Below are 16,952 nucleotides of genomic sequence, written 5' to 3'. Positions count from 1 at the left end.
GGTTGGGGGAGTAGATATGATCAATAAAAAACAGAGACTTTCAGTTGGATTCATTTTCATATTTTTTATTAGCAGCTTATTGTTTATTCCATCGAATGTCCAAGCCTGTTCTTGCGTAAAACCAGGTACGGTGGAGGAGAGCAAAATCAAAAGTGACGCAGTGTTTGAAGGAACGGCAACTTCTGTTAAAACATCCTCACAATCCTTGTTTCGCTCCTCTGAGAGAGCGGTCAAAGCCAGCTTCCAAGTCAATGAAGTGTGGAAAGGACATGTTGCTCCAACGCTTGAAGTGAAAACGGCTGAAAGCGAAGACAGCTGCGGCTATACGTTTAAAGAAGGAGAACGTTATTTGGTTTACGCAAAAACAACTGGAAAATCGCTACAAGCACTCTGCAGCGCAACATTATTGCATAGTGAAGCAAATGAACATATCAAGCTGCTTGGTATTGGTTCATTGCCGCCGCAGCCGGAGATCCCCTTGCAGAAAACGAAAAGCTCATTAACACAAGGCTGGTACATAGGGCTTGGCGGTATTGCTGTAGTATCACTCATCTCCGTATTTTATCGTCAACGAAAGCAATCTAAATCAAGAACATAGCAACGATTGTTGTGACACAAAGCCCGATGAGCACCGGTTTTAAATTGCGACGCGCAAGTTCAAACGGATCTACCCCGCAAATGGCTGCAGCAGGGATAAGCGCCCAAGGAATGATTGTACCGCCGCCTACCCAGATTGCAGCAACTTGACCAAGAGCCGTCAAAGTGGCAATCCCGGAGCCTATGGCGTGGCCAAAGAGCTGCGCGATCGAGCCTGCAAGCGAGATACCAGAGAAGCCTGAGCCATCAAGGCCTGTCACTGCTCCGACTACTGTTAACGTAATCGAGCCAACAACTCCATTAACGGGCACGACATGAGCAAGGGCAATGCCGAGGTCATTAACTATTCCGTGCGACGCTTCAGGAAGCTTGTCGCCGAACATGGCTAGAAATCCAGAGTCGCCCAAGTAAAAGAAAGCCGCAATCGGTATAACCGGTCCAAATACTTTGAAGCCGAATAGGAAGCCTTCAATTAAATAACTAGTCGTTTTCTCGAACCCTTTGCCACGGTGTGTCAGCATTGTAATGAACAGCATAATGAGTATGGCTGTTCCGCCAATCAGCGCAGTGGCATCACCGCCTTGAAGCTTAAGCACGAACATGGCTGCCACATCAAGTGCGAATAACAAAGGAATAATTGCTGCGAGCCAGCGCTTTGTACTCAGTGACAGCGCATTCCGGTCGGCATCGAAGCTGGGGTCGTTTGATGGATCTGGCCCTGTGGCTGAAAGGACAAGTCCATCACGCCATGTACCAAGTTTCTGATCACGTCGCATTATCCAGTAGGCAGCGACGGTTGTGACAACCCCCATGACAATGACTAACGGAATGCTGGCCTGCATGACGGAGCTGACAGGAATACCAGCAGCATCCGCAGTAAGCTTAGGTGCGCCTTGGATGATATAATCACCAGACAAGGCGATGCCATGTCCGAATAAATTCATCGCGACTGCTGCTCCGAGTGCAGGCAGCCCAACACGCAAAGCTACAGGGAGTAAGACGGCACCGATGAGTGCAACCGCTGGCGAAGGCCAGAAGAAAAATGAGGTTACCATCATAATTAAGCCGATTCCCCAGAAGGCGAGCGCGGGTGTTCTAAGAAAACGGGTAAACGGAGATATCATAATCTCGTTTATACCGGTTCGAATAAGGATACGACTCATGGCGACGATGATGGATATAATTAAAATCGTTCCCAGCAATTCTTTTATGGCAAAGATAAAGCTGTTAAAAATACCGCTTACAGAACCGCTTGCCGATGTGGTTGCTAGTATTCCAATTCCTAAGATCCCGGCAATACAAATAAGCGTTGTATCGCGTCGCATCAGCATAAATCCAATGATTGCGATAATAAAGGTCAAATAAACCCAGTGAATCGCCGATAAATGAATATCCATCTCGATCATCTCCTTGTGACATACACGAAACCAGCATGAGCTGTTAATCGTACAGTAATGTATGCATCAACTCGAATAGGCGTTCATCTCGGTAGTAGGATGATTATGACAAGGAGGTTGCTTATGATTAAACGGGGCGTTTCGATAATATTGCTCTCCATAATGCTAATGACATCTGGGTGTGGTATTATTGATCAAGTAGGTCAAACGGTAAATTTTGCAACAGAAACGACGGATTACTTACAAACGTTAACGGATTTCGGACAAGATATGAATACACTTGCAGAGCAAGCAGTGACGGATTTGGACAAAAGAACGGATTTAAAGGAGAAGCTTCTTGCTTTGAAGGAACAGGTTGTCCATTATGAGGGACTGCAGGTACCTGATTACGCAAAAGATATCCATCAATCGATTGCCGATTACAACGCGACGCTGCAGCAAGGTATCGATCAAGCTCTAACGAATATTGAGCAGGGTAGAGCTGCTTTTGAATCGACGGGTATTCCAGATACGATCAACAAAATTAACGAGCTGTTAAATCAAATCAATCAGCTCGCACCGTAATGAACGATGAGAAAGGAAGAACAGAAGTGATTAACATCAATGTATTACAGGCCACTATGACGTATTCGAAAGAAGACGGTTACGTAGGCAATGTTCAATTTGGGGTAGAAGGACATAAGAATGAGTATGAAATTGCACTGCACAGTAAGCGGGGCAAAGAGTGGGGTTATGGCTTGTTTTTCCTTCATGAATCAGGCAAGGAAGAAGAACTGCTGGCACTTGAGGATTTGTTAGAGGAAGATGACGAGTTGTTTGATTTCTTCATCGATACAGCCAAGGAAAAGCTAGTTAAGGAAGAAAAACAGGAATAAAAAATGATTAGAAAAGCTCATGCTGGCACACCGACAGGTGCACTTGCATGAGCTTTGTTTGTTAATGACCGCCTGATGAAGTTAAGCCCAAATGACGTATAATTAATTTGCTTTCCTCATTGAGCCCCGTAAATGAAACTTTCTTGTTCAGCTGCTCATATTTGTTTTTAACCTTCGCTATGGCGGTTACCGCGGATTGATCCCATACATGCGAGCCGCTAAAGTTAATGGTCACATGTGTTGGATCGTCTTTATAATTAAAAAGAGTCACAAAACGACTGGTTGTCCCGAAAAACAACTGTCCGGTTACATGATACGTAAGATTCTTTGAGCGTTCACCTGCGATGGAAACGCGGATTTTCGCCATTTTACCAACGAATACAAATGCACTTAGCACAACTCCAGCAAATACGCCTTTAGACAAGTCATGTGTGATAAGAACAATAACTACTGTAACGATCATGATTAGCGCATCGGTACGTGGAACTTTATGAATATGAAATACTGATTTCCAATCAAATGTGCTAATAGATACCATAATCATGACGCCGACTAAAGCAGCCATCGGAATTTTATTGACGACATCACTTAATACCATAATAAGAAAGAGCAGGAACGAGCCAGCTACGAATGTGGAAAGCCTAGTTCGGCCGCCTGATTTCACATTGATAACCGATTGACCAATTAATGCACAGCCTGCCATTCCGCCAAAGAAGCCTGTCACCATGTTTGCAATGCCTTGACCGCGTACCTCTTTGTTTTTGTTGCTTGTTGTATCTGTCATTTCATCAAGCACCGAAGCTGTTAAAAGCGACTCCAAAATTCCTACGATGGAAAGTGAGAAGGAGTACGGCAATATGATCCACAACGTATGAAGCGAAAATAAGGTATCCGGAATATGAAATAGCGGCAATGTACTTTCGATTAAACCTCTGTCGCCAACGGTTTTGAGATCCGCGCCAATGGCAACGGCTATAATGGAAACGATAATAATTGCAGCCAGCGGCGAAGGTATAACCTTTGTGAATTTAGGCAGCGTATAGATAATGACTAATGTTAATGCAACGAGAGCATACATAATCCAAGTAGCACCCACAAAATGAACAAGCTGGGTAGTGAAGATGAGGATGCCTAATGCATTGACAAAGCCGAGCATGACGGATTGCGGAATAAATTGAATAAGCTGCCCTAGCTTGAGAACGCCCATAATATACTGCAATACACCCGCCAAAATCGTAGCAGCGAACAAATACTCGATGCCATGATCTTTAACTAGAGAGACCATCAGTAACGCCATCGCTCCTGTCGCAGCGGAAATCATTCCGGGCCTGCCGCCAACAATGGAAATAATGACAGCGATGCAAAAGGAGGCGTACAATCCAACCATTGGCCCAACACCTACCATTAAAGAAAAAGAGATAGACTCCGGTATGAGCGCTAACGCAACTGTAATGCCCGCCAAAATATCACCGCGTACATTTGAAAACCAAGATTTTTTTAGTTGTTCAAGCAAAGCAAATAAACCTCCCAAATTGCAGTCATTTGTCTAATTTTACTGACACCAATAACATAACAATGATATTGATTGACTTTCCTCTCGCAGAAAAGTCGGGGCCGTTGCACACTGTTCGTTATTATACAACAAATAACGTGAAAACAACGAGGCACGATGTCTTGAGAAAGCGATTACATCCAGTGAATTCGCCAGTTATCTTACATTATCTAATTTTCAGGCATAAGGCTAGGAATAGAAAAGAACCACCGCGGCTTGCGATGGTTCTTAAATCTGTAACGGCTACATTGGCCGTTCGATATGATCCTTTTGTTGTTTGCTTTTATAATATTTATAAATGATAAAACCAACAACGATAACAATGATGGCATAAATGACCCATATTAAGTATTTGTAAATATGATCAGAGAGGTCTTGCACTTGATCTCCCACGAACGTACCAATAATAAAGTAGATGAGTGTCCATACAAATGCGGATGGGTAAGCGAAGATTGCGAATCTTTTGTAAGGCATGCGATTCATCCCCATAACATAAGGCGTGACATGTCTTAAAAAAGGAAGACAAAGGCTAAGGCTGATGGCGTAGCCGCCGTACTTTTCACTTAACTGTTCGGATTTAGCGACAAATTTACTTATGTTTTTCTTCTGGCTGAACCAGTTGGACAACTTGCTTCCTGCAAATCTACCGATGCTGAATCCAAAGGTCATCGCGGAGCAAATACCAAGACACGTCATAATAAAAGCGGGTATCGGCGATAATACACCGGATTCAGCTAAGGCTCCGCCAGTCATCACGACTGCTTCGTTAGGTATGGGCAAACCGATTAAACCAAGACATAAAACGAGGAATAAAGCGAAATAACCAAAATCATCTATTATGTTCAATAATAAATCATACACTCGGCAACATCCTAACCTACCAAAAAATAGAATTTTTATTATTCCACTTCAAACATGTTAACATATCCGAATCCGAAAGGATACCATACATACGATTGGTGAGAGGAAAGGATTCAAATTTAACCATTTCGTAACTAATTGCTTTTCAGGAACAGTTACAATAGGGAATAGGTTTTATGTGTATGAAGGGGCGACTATTCTCATGCTGGATTTCCAAAAAAAGGTGGATGCGTTACGGCGATATGAATCGCTATGTTTTACGGTTTGCGTCACAATCTTAATAGAAGAACATGCTTCATATAAAACAGCTGAACAGGCTTTATGTCAGCTTTTTGGCGATCGTGAATTTTGGCGTACAGCTGAAGTTGATCGATCACAATATATATTGCGGGTTTGTACTAAATTATGCATGCAAAAGAAGGAGATTCGTTTATCGCGAACGTCTTGATTGAAATAAATACGTTGATATTTCATGCTTCCAGCGACCATAATAGAAAGGTCGTGTGAATATTTTTTTTATTTATCATGTTATTCACAGAAAGGATGAACAATGAACGCTAATCAGACTCGGAAAAAAGTAACCATTGCATTATTCGTCGCCACATTTCTTGCTGCCATCGAGGGGACGATCGTTAGTACAGCCATGCCTAGCATTACGGGAGAACTTCAAGGAATCCAGCAGTACAGCTGGATTATTTCGATCTATTTGCTCGCAACCGTTATTACTACTCCTGTTTACGGCAAGCTATCCGATCTTTACGGTCGAAAGAAAATTTTTATTATCGGTGCATTGATTTTTCTTGCAGGCTCCATGTTATCTGGTGTAGCGCAATCCATGAATCAGCTTATTATGTTTCGTGCTTTGCAAGGACTCGGAGCAGGTGCGCTCACGACGATACCTTATACGATCATTGGAGATTTATATCCCTATGAACAGCGTGCGAAGGTACAGGGCTGGATGTCAAGCATATGGGGGATAGCGGGTATTTCAGGCCCATTGTTTGGCGGTCTGTTGGTCGATTACATATCCTGGCGGGCAATCTTCTATATGAATTTGCCGTTTGGAATCGTTGCTATTTATTTGCTCTCCACTTCACTGCGGGAGACATTGGAGAAGAAAAAGAGACATATTGATTATCCTGGCATCATTACCTTTACGATCGCTATGTTTAGCTTCTTATATGCGATGACGCTAATTCGCGATGCCGATGGTGGCAACGGCGGAAAACTAACGATTAGCGTATTATTTGGTGTAGCTGTACTATTTTTCGTCATTTTTGCTCGTATCGAAAAACGTTCTCCAGAACCGATCATTCCATTCCAGCTATTTCGGAATCCGATTATTAGCATGGCGAATCTTAGCAGTTTCTTATTGTGTGTGATCAATGTCGTCATAATATTTTATTTGCCTTTATGGATTCAAGGCGTTTACGGCAAACCAGCTACCTATTCTGGACTTGCCATGATTCCATTATCCGTAGCATGGCCGCTGGGCTCAATATTAGCAGGAAACTGGATAGCCAAAAAAGGATTGCGCTTTATTAGTGTGGCGGGCTCTTGCTTCTTGTTCGTCAGCAGTATTGGTTTCGCTTTTATGACAGCTTCAACATCCATTGTATTATTTATCATTTATACGTTTTTGGCGGGACTTTCGTTTGGCCTTTCTCTTACATCCATAACGGTAGCCGTATCTTCAGCTGTTGGCTGGGAGCTTCGTGGATCTGCTGTGGCCAGCAACAATTTCATTCGTACACTCGGCCAGACCATTGGGATTACTGTGTTTGGTTTGCTGCTTCATACCGGTCAAGCTGATCGAATTGAAGCAACGGTTCTTGCAGGAAGCTTGCATACGATATTCATATGGGTAGCGGTATTATCTGTTTTTGTTGTATTTGTATCAATTGGCATGCCTAAGATTAAGCAGCCTGAACAGCAGCAAAGAAATGCTTCTTAGAAAGGTCGATTAAACAGATGAATCCTATAGATTTGGAAGCAAGTAACAAGCTGTTAGCCGAATGGAAAATGAAATCTGTTATCGTGCTTCAAGGACAAAAGCTGCTTGGCGAATGGTATGAGAGCGGACAGGATTCAATCGGTCCGCTCTATTCTTGTACAAAAAGCGTCTTATCCGCGTTGATTGGAATCTCGATTGATAAACATTTTCTGAAGAGTGTGGACGAGCCCATTACGAATTATTTGGAGCATCCGCCGGAAATAAGCGAAGCGCTCAGCCAAATCTCAATCAAGCATTTGCTTACCATGACGCCTGGGTTTGATTGGCCTGACTTTGACAAGCCATATAAAGCCTTGAAAGCAGCGAGAGATCCCATACAATTCGTATTTAATCAGCCACTGATTTCTGAACCTGGAACGGCTTTTGCTTATAACTCGGGTGGATCTCATCTGTTGTCTGCGATATTGACTTCAGCGACTGGGATGCCTGCTCTTTCGTTTGCCAAAGATTATTTGTTTGGTCCGCTTGGCTTTCGCAGTGCGAGATGGATGGAACGGGCAGGTATTAATGAAGGCGGAACCGGGCTTCAACTGTATGGCAGAGATCTTGCGAAGATAGGCAGTTTATTTGTAGGTAGTGGACATTTTGACAACGAGCAGCTGCTGTCAGCTTCATGGATAGCAGAATCGACGCAGCTCCATCATCGCGGATTGATGCAGTATGAACCGCCGATATATGGCGGCTATGGCTATCACTGGTGGTATTCGCCGGAGAGTCACAACGGGCAATGCGATTGTTATTTTGCTTTTGGCCATGGCGGTCAATATTTGCTCATCGCGCCAGAACATGAGCTTGTGATCGTCGTTCGAAAACAAATAACGAAACGAAATGAGGCAATATGGTCAAGACGCCTTATATTTGAACATATTATTCCGTCTTGTTTAGGAACAAATAAACAATAAACGGTATGTGAATAAATCAAAAGCCGCTCCAAACGCGATTTTTTCGTGTTTGGAGCGGCTTTTGTTCTTTTTGCTGAATTGAATTTTTTCGATGGAACATTAATGTCACATTAATGTTAAGTAGTTCCGATATTTCATAGTGAAGCATATAAATATTTAAATAAACGTATTGCCTAACGATCAATTCTGCATTATTATGTTAGATAACCTTACACAAAGAAAGTGAATGCCTGCATTGTCTTTCCGTTTGTAGGATGACGGTGATGCTGTAATTAATAAAGGCAGAATATTTGGTGAATTTTACATACTAGCACTTGAGGCATGAGGGGGAATTTTTGAATGACAACTATACTTATTCGGAACGCAGTAGTTATGACTATGAACCACGACAATCAGATTTTCACAGGTGATGTCTTAATAGAGGGAAGCCGAATTGCCCAAATGGGCGAACGGTTGGAGACACAGAATGTTGATCGTGTTATTGAAGCAGGCGGCAAAGTGCTGCTGCCCGGGTTTGTACAAACGCATATCCATTTATGCCAAACGCTGTTTCGAGGGAGGGCTGATGATTTATCGCTCATTGAATGGTTGAAGGAAAAGATTTGGCCGCTTGAGGCTGCTCATAGTGAGGATTCTGTTTACTACTCAGCCATGCTCGGGATTGGCGAACTGATTCGCAGCGGTACAACGACAATTCTGGATATGGAGACGGTTCATTATACAGAATCGGCTTTCCAAGCTATTAAAGAAAGCGGCATTCGAGCACTCTCTGGAAAAGTGATGATGGATCATGGTACGGAGGTGCCGCTTGCTCTGCAGGAAAATACTCAAAAATCGCTGCAGGACAGTGTGGATCTTCTCGAAAAATGGCATGGTGCTGAAAATGGGAGAATTCAATACGCCTTTTGCCCGCGTTTTGTTGTTTCATGCACCGAGGAATTGCTTATTGGCGTTCGTGACTTGTCTGCCAAGTATGGCGTAATGGTGCACACGCATGCATCGGAAAACCAGGGCGAAATTGCAATGGTTGAGGCGGAACGCGGAATGAGAAATGTCGTCTATCTCGATCATATTGGACTTGCGAAGCCGAATCTCATTTTGGCACATAGCATTTGGTTAGATGAAGAGGAAAAAAGAATTATACGGGAGAGGGGAGTCAAGATTACTCATTGTCCGGGCTCTAATATGAAGCTTGCGTCAGGAGTTGCAGAAATTCCGCATCTTCTTGAGCAAGGGATTGATATTGGCATTGGTGCGGATGGCGCGCCTTGCAACAATAATTTGGATATGTTTCAGGAGATGCGCTTAACCGCTTATATGCAAAAAGTGAAGCATGGTCCTACGATTATGAATGCAAAAACGGTACTGCGGATGGCGACGATGGGCGGTGCGAAGGTGCTTGGCTTAGAAAATGAGATTGGCAGTATTGAGACTGGGAAACTCGCGGATTTGCAGCTGCATGATTTGGAGGATTTCCATGTGTATCCATCATTCGATGCAGATTGGTATTCAAGAGTTGTTTATGCGGCGACAAGAGGCGATGTTGATACCGTTCTTATCGATGGGCAAGTGGTCATGGAAAACAAGATTGTGAGAACGGTTGATAAAAAAGTTGTCTTAAAGGAAGCGGATCGCTCGCTCAAAAAATTGATCGCTCGATTGTAGCTGATTGGTTGAAGGCTAGACTGAATGATTACCATGCGAGGGCTAAATGCGCTAATGCTAATGGAGGGATAGCGGATGGATATGCATGATGTATTGGAATCGTTGAAGGCAAGCGACGAGCCGAGTGTGCTCGCTACCATTGTATGTGTTGAGGGTCATTCCTATCGTAAGACCGGAGCGTCGATGTTGTTCAGCTTCAGCGGTGATCAGATTGGATCGGTTAGCCCTGGCTGCTTGGAGCAAGATTTGTTGGAAAGGGCGGCGGGTGTATGGGATTCCGGTCAATTCATTTGTGTCGATTATAATATGAAGCCTGAAGAGGATGCTATATGGGGTGAGAGTGTGGGCTGCGGCGGCGAGATTCGCATGTTGCTGGAGCCTGTGGAAGGGCGATTGCGGGCGATTTTGCTTGAAGCGAAAGCAAAAAATGATGCCGGTATTTCCGTTAAGCTAATGCGAAGCTGGGATGAGAAAGAAATCAGCTACGCTCTTATTGATAACCTTGGCGATCACTCACTGGTGGACTATGAAGATGAACTGAACAACAATTCCAATCAAATGACGATCGTAATTACGCCTAGACCTCGTTTGGTGTTATTCGGGCTAGGAAAAGACGCGGAAGCTATCTATTCGTTAGCGATACAAATTGGCTTTCGTGTTATAGCAGCTGATTGGCGGCTGGCGTTATGTACGAAGGAAAGGTTTCCACACGCCGAATGTGTAATTGGATCTCCCGTACAAATAATGGAGCAGGTGCAACTCCGTCCAGATGATTATTTAATCGTATGCAGCCATAATTTGTCTCAGGATAAGGACATGATTAGGCTTGCATTGCCTCTAAAGCTTGTTTACATTGGCGTTCTTGGTTCAAAGAAGCGGATACGGATGCTGTTTGAGACCTTTCTCATTCCATCCAATGTGCACGCTCCGATAGGCCTCTCCATTCATGCAGATGGACCGTATGAAATAGCTGTCAGTGTTGCGGCTGAATTAATTGCCATACGTGCAGCAAGGAAAGGGAGCCAGCGACAGGAGGGGAGCAAACATGCGAATATCAGCCCTTTATTTAGCAGCAGGACAGAGCAAGCGCATGGGAGTTCGAAAGCAATCGCTCGAGCTGTCGAAGAACAAGCCGCTGGCACGGATGGGGCTGCTGGCTCTGTTGTCCAGCGATCTTCATGAGATCAAGGTTGTTGTTAATCCCGAAGATTCAAATGATTGGATCCAGGCAGAGGATAGTGCTGTAAGTGCTGCTCATCATTTTCAGTCTAGCGGTGTCACTGTGATTGAATGTGCGGATGCGCAGAAGGGAATGTCCTATTCGATACGCTGCGGCCTTGAAACGCTTCTGAGAGAGGGAGCTGCGCTTGATGCAGTTGTGGTTGTACTCGCTGATCAACCCTTTATTACTTCCGGAATGATTAATAGGCTTATCCGCTGCTGGAGCGAGCGTCAGGAGCTCGATTTTGTCGCAACCGCAGTGCATGAAGCGAATGAAGGGGAAATTGTTCTAATGCCTCCGGCGATATTATCCCGCTCCATGTTCGATTCTTTATTTCAATTAAGGGGCGATGCTGGAGCTCGTAAACTGTTCGAATCAACTGAATTTCAAGGCTATGGGCTGCTGGCGTTAGATCGTGAGACATTATTTGACGTAGATACGCCAGCTGATTTTGCTTTAGCTAAAAAAAGATATTTGGGTTTGTCTAAAGAGTGCTAGAGATACCTTTTTTTAGCAGATCACTTCGGGCCAAACAAATGGTACGCAGGCTTGCAATGACCATGTTTGGAGCGGGGGAACGCACTTATTTAGATGCAAACGGATCGGGGGAGTAATGTGAACATGAATGCTCAGGAGATCATGTCATCTCCTCTTGTATGGCATCCTCAGACGGCCGCAGAGGCATGGCTGCTTAAACAAAGCTATGGGTTTGATGGATTATATATTTCAGGTGGAACCTTGCTTCGAACGCAGTGGGAATCTGGTGTTTCTGCTATCCCGAAACATTTGATCAATTTGAGTGCTATTCGTGGATTAAATGAAGTTAAAATCGGCGAATCAGGCGTCATTATTGGCGGCCAAGTGACTTTGCAGGCTTGTCGGACGAATGCATTCCTGCAGCGTAATTTTCCACTAGTCACCGATGCTGTACGCGCAATAGCAGCGCCGTCCATACGGCGTTTAGCAACGATTGGCGGCAATGTTTCCTCATTAATTGGTGACGCTATTCCCGCTCTCCTTGCCTATGATGCTGAAGTGATTTGGTACAACGGTGCAATAGAGCAGCGCGCTCCTTTATCCAGCTATTTGCTTCTAGCAAACGATCCGGCTCAAGGATGTGAGAGATTGCTCCTCAGCATCGTCCTGCCTTTCACATTATTTACGGAAGAGAGCACGGCGTGTGGGGATGAAGAGGAAAATACTATTTCGAAAATCAAGCATTTTGGCGCCTACCATAAAGTAGGACGTCGTGAAGCATTTACTCCTTCTATTGTAACTGCAGCCATATTAGGCGCGATTTCGTCAGCTGGCGTGCTCATGGAACTAAGAATCGCGCTTGGAGGAGGACAAACGCTTCCGCAAAGACTAGAACGATTAGAAACAGAAATCGTAGGAACGGTTGTAGATCATCAGCTTCTTCAGCAAGCCTATGATTGTATTTTGCAAGAGTACGAACCTAGGGAAGATTTATTCGCATCATCGTCGTATAGGAAGATTACAGCAGCTAACGTCATCGCAGCGGAGCTTTGGCAGGCAGCTAGAGATTGAGGAATGACAGGAAGGAGTGAGCGTATGCTCTTAAACCGCACAAGCAGCGGAGGTAGATGGCGAATCCGTCCTGATGGTCCAGGTAAAGTAACAGGCAATCTGGCTTATTTAACCGATATGACTAGGGAGCATATGCTTTATGGCCTTGTTCTACGAAGTGAATATCCTCATGCGCGTATTCTGTCCATTCATACAGATAAAGCCAAGCGACTAACCGGCGTCCACGCCGTGCTTACCTTTGAAGATGTCCCTGGATTAAATGCTTTTGGCATTGCGCATCCTGACCAGCCTGTTTTATGCGAGGATCGGGTGAGATATGTGGGTGATGCAATAGCGACAGTAGCTGCTGAATCCCTTGCCATTGCACAAAGAGCTATTGCACTTATCGAAGTTGAATATGAAGTTTTGCAGGTAGTGGATGATCCTGAGCATGCGCTGCGGGATGATTCACCTCTGCTTCATCCAAAAGGCAATGCGATGCACCGGGCATCCTTTCATAGAGGGAACGCTGAAGCTGGATTCGAGCAATGTGCTTATATCATAGAGGAAACCTATTACACGCCGCGCCAAATGCACACCTATATGGAAACGGAAGGCGGCTTGTTCGTGCCGGAGGCGAATCATCGGTTAACCGTATATTCACCAACGCAGCACGGCTTTATGGATCGTATGCAATTATCACGTATTTTAGCTGTACCACAAGAGGATATTCGGATCGTATCCAGCCCCATTGGAGGTTCATTTGGCGGAAAGGACGAGTTGAATGTGCAGCCTTATGGGGCACTGCTCGCCACTTACACAGGAAAACCAGTCAAGATGCATAATTCGAGGCAGGAATCGGTTCGTGCTGGCTTAAAGCGGCATCCGATGAAAATTACGATGAAAACGGGCACTGACGCAGCAGGGAGATTAATCGCCCACCAAGTCAGACTTATTTCTGATACGGGTCCCTATTCAACGCTTGGAGCCGAGGTGCTTAATTTTGCTGTAGAGCATGTAATTGGCCCTTATAAATACGATCATTTGGACGTTGAAGGCGTATCGGTATTTACGAACAATGGTATGTCGGGTGAATTCCGTGGTTTTGGCGGCAATCAAGCTATCTTCGCACTTGAGGGGCAATTGGATCGACTGGCTGAGCAGGTTGGCTTAGAGCCTTGGGCATTTCGTCAATTAAATATGCGCCAAATGGACGATCTCGGGCCATTTGATCAACCGATCGTGATGACGGAAGGTGCCGAGCGAGTATGGAGTGCTATAGCAAAGAGCCCATTGATGCAGGAAAAGCTGCAAAACAAGTCACGAAGCAAAGATGGCGCAGAACCTTGGGTGAAAACGGGCATCGGAGCAGCTTTTACGATGCATGGCGCAGGACTTGGGGTTGGTATTCCTGACCCTGCAGGCGGTCGCTTAGAACTTGCGAAAGACGGGAAGATTGAAGCTGTATTCGGCTATGAGGAGTTTGGGCAAGGTCTCATTGCATCGCTGGAGCAGATGCTCATCGAGCAGTTCAAGTTAGGAGCAGATGATTTGCGGATCATTATCGGCGATACCGATGTCGTGCCAAACAGTGGTTCAACAACGGCTTCGCGTGCAACAGCAATGATGTGGAAATCACTTCAAAAGTTAAAGCAGCCATTTACAGAGCAGTTGCTAAAACGAGCTGAAGCAGTGTTAGGACAGCCAGTTCAGGAGCTGCAATTGGGTGAAGGCGGCATAAGAGAGACGTTGAGTAACGCACTGCTGCTTACCTACCATGAGCTTGCCGAAGAATGCGATTTCCCTATTCGCTGTGAAACTTCGTTTTCATTTCCAACCTCATCTACAGAACGAGTAGGCGCACATTTTATGTATACCTATTCGGCCGTAGTTGTAAAGGTTGAGATTAATACGCTGACAGGGCGAGTTAAGGTACTGCAGCAGTATCATGCGGTAGCGGCAGGACCTGTCATAAATCCACAAGGCTTCCTTGGTCAAATCGAAGGAGGCAGCAGTATGGCTCTTGGTTTTACACTTATGGAAGATGCGATTATGGAAAAAGGTCAATATATTACGCGAAATTTGGATACGTATCTTGTTCCAACGATCATCGACCAAAAAGGGTTAGTAGAAGTGGAAGCCATTGAGCATTTGCCTGAGGGGGATGATTATGGGCCACGCGGTATTGGCGAGGTCGGATCGGTCACTCTAGCACCAGCTATCGCAGCTGCTATAAGGCAAGCTTGCGGGAAATGGGTGACTAAACTGCCGGTAGACCCTGCTTTTTTGCAAGAAAAGCCATTTTTTCTTATGAAGGGGTGAACGGAGATGAGCGATCTTACTGCAAAAGCCCAAACACCGTTTGCACTCCAATGCTTCATTAATGAACAGGAGCTTAAGATTGAAACGGCAGCTTCCACCAGATTGCTGAGCATATTGCGTGATGACTTGGCGCTTACGGGGACGAAGCGATCATGTGATATCGGCAGGTGCGGTGCATGTATGGTATTGATTGACGGCCAGGCGGTCAATTCTTGTTTAACGATGGCTTATCAATGCACCAGCAAGCGGATTACGACGATAGAAGGTATTTCGTCAGAGGGGATCGACCCGATTGGGCAAGCCTTTCTAGAGGAAGGCGGCTTTCAATGCGGCTATTGCACACCGGGAATGATCGTTTCCGTAAAAGCGCTGCTCGACCACCAGCCAGAGCCGTCAGACGAAGAAATTGCAGAAGCCTTGTCAGGTAATTTGTGTCGCTGTACTGGATATGGCGGAATATGGAGAGCTGTGAAGCGAGCCATTGAAGGGAGGCGTCAAGCGATATGAGAGATGGGCATGAGATCGATTCACGAGGGGTACTGGAAATGAAATTAAATATGGATCAAATCAATGCATGCACCCGCGAGCAGTTCATAACATGGCTTGGAACGATATTTGAGCATTCGCCTTGGGTGGCGGCTTCGGCAAGTGCAGCACGTCCGTTTGCTTCGGTCGAAGCGCTTCATGACGCGATGATGAACGTTGTGCGGGAATCAAGAGTAGAGACGATTATTGATTTGTTCCGCGCCCATCCCGATCTTGGAACCAGGCTTGCGGTTGCCGAGTATTCCGCGATAGAGCAGCAAGGTGCTGGTTTGGATCAATTGACGGCAGATGAATATGAGCTCTTCCTCGGATTAAATCAAACGTATGTAAAATCTTTTGGTTTTCCCTTTATTTTCGCAGTAAGAGGAAAAAAGAAAGAGGATATACTCGCAGCGATGGAAGCTAGATTATGGCATTCTGCTCCTGAAGAAATAGAGCAAGCATTGCGAGAAATTGAGAAAATTTCCGGATTTCGTTTAAGAGATCTCATCATGGAGTAGAGAAAGGAACGATCATTATGCTAAAATTACGCAGCGGACGAACATTATATTATGGCAAAGGCGATGTGCTGAGCTACCGGACATACGCAATACCGCTTTCTGTTAAATCGATCCCTCAATCAACGTATACGGGTGATCCTAATATTATTTTTGCTCATAACATAACCTTCTCCGTGAGCAGCGAGGTGCTGCTTACCTCCTTTACGGAGGGTGACAATGCGCAGGTCGTAGCTACTGACTCGATGAAAAATTTTATATTACAGCAAACTGCTCATTATGAAGGAAGTACAACAGAGGGACTGCTAGCTTTCATAAGCGAGCGATTTATGGAGCGTTATTCGCATATTGATGCGATTGAGATTCGTGCGGATCGGCTGCCTTTTAGCTCCGTCACGATTGCAGAAGGCAGCGGCTGGAACGATAGCGAGCTTGTGTTTCGAAGATCGCACAACGAGCATGCGAGCGCTTCGCAAAAATGGATACGTACAGCTAATAGCTTGCAACTCGCTGAGCAAGAAAGTGCTTTGTCCCACATTCAGCTAATTAAGGTGAGGGGCAGCTCGTTTTATGGATTCGTTCGCGATGAATATACAACTTTGCCTGAAAGCTATGATCGTCCTTTATTTATTTTCCTTCATATCTTTTGGACTTATGAGCATGAAGAGGATGCATTGGACAGTCGGCGCGGAAATTATGTTCCATCCGAGCAGATTCATGATTTAGCCCACACGTTGTTCCATCTTGCAAACTCACCTTCCATTCAGTATTTAATCTATCAAATTGGAAAAAGCATTCTTACTACCTTCCCGCAGCTGTCTGAGGTTCGATTCGAGTCGAACAATCGGACATGGGAAACGGTAATGGAGCCTGAGCATTCCGCAGCAGCAGGCGTGTTCACTGAACCACGTCCGCCTTATGGCTTCCAAGGATTCACTCTTACAAGAGCTGACCTGATTGAGGGAGAGTGATCCA

The 16,952-nt window shown here is 45.0% G+C and carries 16 protein-coding genes; 13 read left to right on the top strand and 3 right to left on the bottom strand.

Annotated elements, in window-relative coordinates:
* Positions 1 to 16 precede the first annotated feature (16 nt).
* Positions 17 to 598, top strand: coding sequence for a hypothetical protein (locus ACIFSR_RS02675; RefSeq protein ID WP_430054749.1), 582 nt, complete (start codon positions 17 to 19; stop codon positions 596 to 598).
* Here ACIFSR_RS02675 and ACIFSR_RS02670 read toward each other — a convergent pair.
* The gene (locus tag ACIFSR_RS02670; RefSeq protein WP_430054747.1) at positions 582 to 1,994 is read right to left on the bottom strand and encodes a hypothetical protein; all 1,413 of its coding nucleotides are present in this window, start codon (positions 1,992 to 1,994) and stop codon (positions 582 to 584) included. The two genes, ACIFSR_RS02675 and ACIFSR_RS02670, sit on opposite strands and share 17 nt — an antisense overlap.
* Before the next feature lie 123 nt (positions 1,995 to 2,117).
* Here ACIFSR_RS02670 and ACIFSR_RS02665 point away from each other — a divergent pair, with 123 nt between their 5' ends.
* Together ACIFSR_RS02665 and ACIFSR_RS02660 are read left to right on the top strand one after the other, a co-directional pair.
* Positions 2,118 to 2,558, top strand: a complete 441-nt coding sequence (locus ACIFSR_RS02665; RefSeq protein ID WP_076269304.1) for a DUF6376 family protein — start codon at positions 2,118 to 2,120, stop codon at positions 2,556 to 2,558.
* A 26-nt stretch (positions 2,559 to 2,584) separates the two neighbouring features.
* Positions 2,585 to 2,869, top strand: a complete 285-nt coding sequence (locus tag ACIFSR_RS02660; RefSeq protein ID WP_430054745.1) for a hypothetical protein — start codon at positions 2,585 to 2,587, stop codon at positions 2,867 to 2,869.
* Between the two features lie 61 nt (positions 2,870 to 2,930).
* Here the strand turns inward: ACIFSR_RS02660 and ACIFSR_RS02655 are convergent, their stop codons facing one another.
* Both ACIFSR_RS02655 and ACIFSR_RS02650 read right to left on the bottom strand, forming a co-directional pair.
* Positions 2,931 to 4,382, bottom strand: coding sequence for a SulP family inorganic anion transporter (locus ACIFSR_RS02655; protein ID WP_076269306.1), 1,452 nt, complete (start codon positions 4,380 to 4,382; stop codon positions 2,931 to 2,933).
* A gap of 282 nt (positions 4,383 to 4,664) precedes the next feature.
* Complete coding sequence (locus ACIFSR_RS02650; protein ID WP_339209103.1) at positions 4,665 to 5,282, bottom strand: DedA family protein; 618 nt, start codon at positions 5,280 to 5,282, stop codon at positions 4,665 to 4,667.
* Between the two features lie 550 nt (positions 5,283 to 5,832).
* Between ACIFSR_RS02650 and ACIFSR_RS02645 the strand changes: the two genes are divergently transcribed.
* The 10 genes from ACIFSR_RS02645 to pucL all read left to right on the top strand — a co-directional run bounded on the left by ACIFSR_RS02645 (position 5,833) and on the right by pucL (position 16,948).
* Complete coding sequence (locus tag ACIFSR_RS02645; RefSeq protein ID WP_430054743.1) at positions 5,833 to 7,236, top strand: MDR family MFS transporter; 1,404 nt, start codon at positions 5,833 to 5,835, stop codon at positions 7,234 to 7,236.
* Positions 7,237 to 7,253: 17 nt separating this feature from the next.
* Positions 7,254 to 8,198, top strand: coding sequence for a serine hydrolase domain-containing protein (locus ACIFSR_RS02640; protein ID WP_430054740.1), 945 nt, complete (start codon positions 7,254 to 7,256; stop codon positions 8,196 to 8,198).
* A gap of 339 nt (positions 8,199 to 8,537) precedes the next feature.
* Positions 8,538 to 9,863, top strand: coding sequence for a 5'-deoxyadenosine deaminase (locus ACIFSR_RS02635; protein ID WP_430054738.1), 1,326 nt, complete (start codon positions 8,538 to 8,540; stop codon positions 9,861 to 9,863).
* A gap of 75 nt (positions 9,864 to 9,938) precedes the next feature.
* A complete protein-coding gene (locus ACIFSR_RS02630) occupies positions 9,939 to 11,045 on the top strand; it encodes an XdhC family protein (protein WP_430054736.1) in 1,107 nt (368 codons plus the stop codon).
* Positions 10,954 to 11,583 carry a nucleotidyltransferase family protein gene (locus ACIFSR_RS02625; RefSeq protein ID WP_430054733.1) on the top strand — a complete coding sequence of 210 codons (630 nt, stop codon included), beginning with the start codon at positions 10,954 to 10,956 and terminating at the stop codon, positions 11,581 to 11,583. Before ACIFSR_RS02630 ends, ACIFSR_RS02625 begins: the two co-directional genes overlap by 92 nt.
* 123 nt (positions 11,584 to 11,706) lie before the next feature.
* On the top strand, positions 11,707 to 12,633 hold the full coding sequence (locus ACIFSR_RS02620; RefSeq protein ID WP_430054730.1) for an FAD binding domain-containing protein: 927 nt from the start codon (positions 11,707 to 11,709) through the stop codon (positions 12,631 to 12,633).
* A gap of 24 nt (positions 12,634 to 12,657) precedes the next feature.
* Complete coding sequence (pucD, locus tag ACIFSR_RS02615; protein WP_430054727.1) at positions 12,658 to 14,934, top strand: xanthine dehydrogenase subunit D; 2,277 nt, start codon at positions 12,658 to 12,660, stop codon at positions 14,932 to 14,934.
* Between the two features lie 6 nt (positions 14,935 to 14,940).
* Entirely contained in the window at positions 14,941 to 15,441 is a 501-nt protein-coding gene (locus ACIFSR_RS02610) for a (2Fe-2S)-binding protein (protein ID WP_430054725.1), read from the top strand.
* Positions 15,438 to 15,980: a 2-oxo-4-hydroxy-4-carboxy-5-ureidoimidazoline decarboxylase gene (gene uraD, locus ACIFSR_RS02605; protein WP_430054722.1), complete on the top strand. Its 543-nt coding sequence runs from the start codon at positions 15,438 to 15,440 to the stop codon at positions 15,978 to 15,980. The genes ACIFSR_RS02610 and uraD overlap by 4 nt, the downstream gene beginning before the upstream one ends.
* Before the next feature lie 17 nt (positions 15,981 to 15,997).
* Positions 15,998 to 16,948 (top strand): factor-independent urate hydroxylase, encoded by a 951-nt coding sequence (gene pucL / locus ACIFSR_RS02600; RefSeq protein ID WP_430054720.1) that lies wholly within the window; start codon positions 15,998 to 16,000, stop codon positions 16,946 to 16,948.
* Positions 16,949 to 16,952 lie beyond the last annotated feature (4 nt).

The organism is Paenibacillus sp. NRS-1760, from assembly GCF_050467785.1.
In the GTDB taxonomy this organism is placed as follows: domain Bacteria; phylum Bacillota; class Bacilli; order Paenibacillales; family Paenibacillaceae; genus Pristimantibacillus.
This window is presented reverse-complemented; position numbering and strand designations above follow the sequence as displayed.

Coding starts and splice junctions, on each gene's coding strand:
- ACIFSR_RS02675 (WP_430054749.1), top strand. CDS start 17: ATGATCAATAAAAAACAGAGACTTTCAGTTGGATTCATTTTCATATTT.
- ACIFSR_RS02670 (WP_430054747.1), bottom strand. CDS start 1,994: ATGGATATTCATTTATCGGCGATTCACTGGGTTTATTTGACCTTTATT.
- ACIFSR_RS02665 (WP_076269304.1), top strand. CDS start 2,118: ATGATTAAACGGGGCGTTTCGATAATATTGCTCTCCATAATGCTAATG.
- ACIFSR_RS02645 (WP_430054743.1), top strand. CDS start 5,833: ATGAACGCTAATCAGACTCGGAAAAAAGTAACCATTGCATTATTCGTC.
- ACIFSR_RS02640 (WP_430054740.1), top strand. CDS start 7,254: ATGAATCCTATAGATTTGGAAGCAAGTAACAAGCTGTTAGCCGAATGG.
- ACIFSR_RS02635 (WP_430054738.1), top strand. CDS start 8,538: ATGACAACTATACTTATTCGGAACGCAGTAGTTATGACTATGAACCAC.
- ACIFSR_RS02630 (WP_430054736.1), top strand. CDS start 9,939: ATGGATATGCATGATGTATTGGAATCGTTGAAGGCAAGCGACGAGCCG.
- ACIFSR_RS02625 (WP_430054733.1), top strand. CDS start 10,954: ATGGGAGTTCGAAAGCAATCGCTCGAGCTGTCGAAGAACAAGCCGCTG.
- ACIFSR_RS02620 (WP_430054730.1), top strand. CDS start 11,707: ATGAATGCTCAGGAGATCATGTCATCTCCTCTTGTATGGCATCCTCAG.
- pucD (WP_430054727.1), top strand. CDS start 12,658: ATGCTCTTAAACCGCACAAGCAGCGGAGGTAGATGGCGAATCCGTCCT.
- ACIFSR_RS02610 (WP_430054725.1), top strand. CDS start 14,941: ATGAGCGATCTTACTGCAAAAGCCCAAACACCGTTTGCACTCCAATGC.
- uraD (WP_430054722.1), top strand. CDS start 15,438: ATGAGAGATGGGCATGAGATCGATTCACGAGGGGTACTGGAAATGAAA.
- pucL (WP_430054720.1), top strand. CDS start 15,998: ATGCTAAAATTACGCAGCGGACGAACATTATATTATGGCAAAGGCGAT.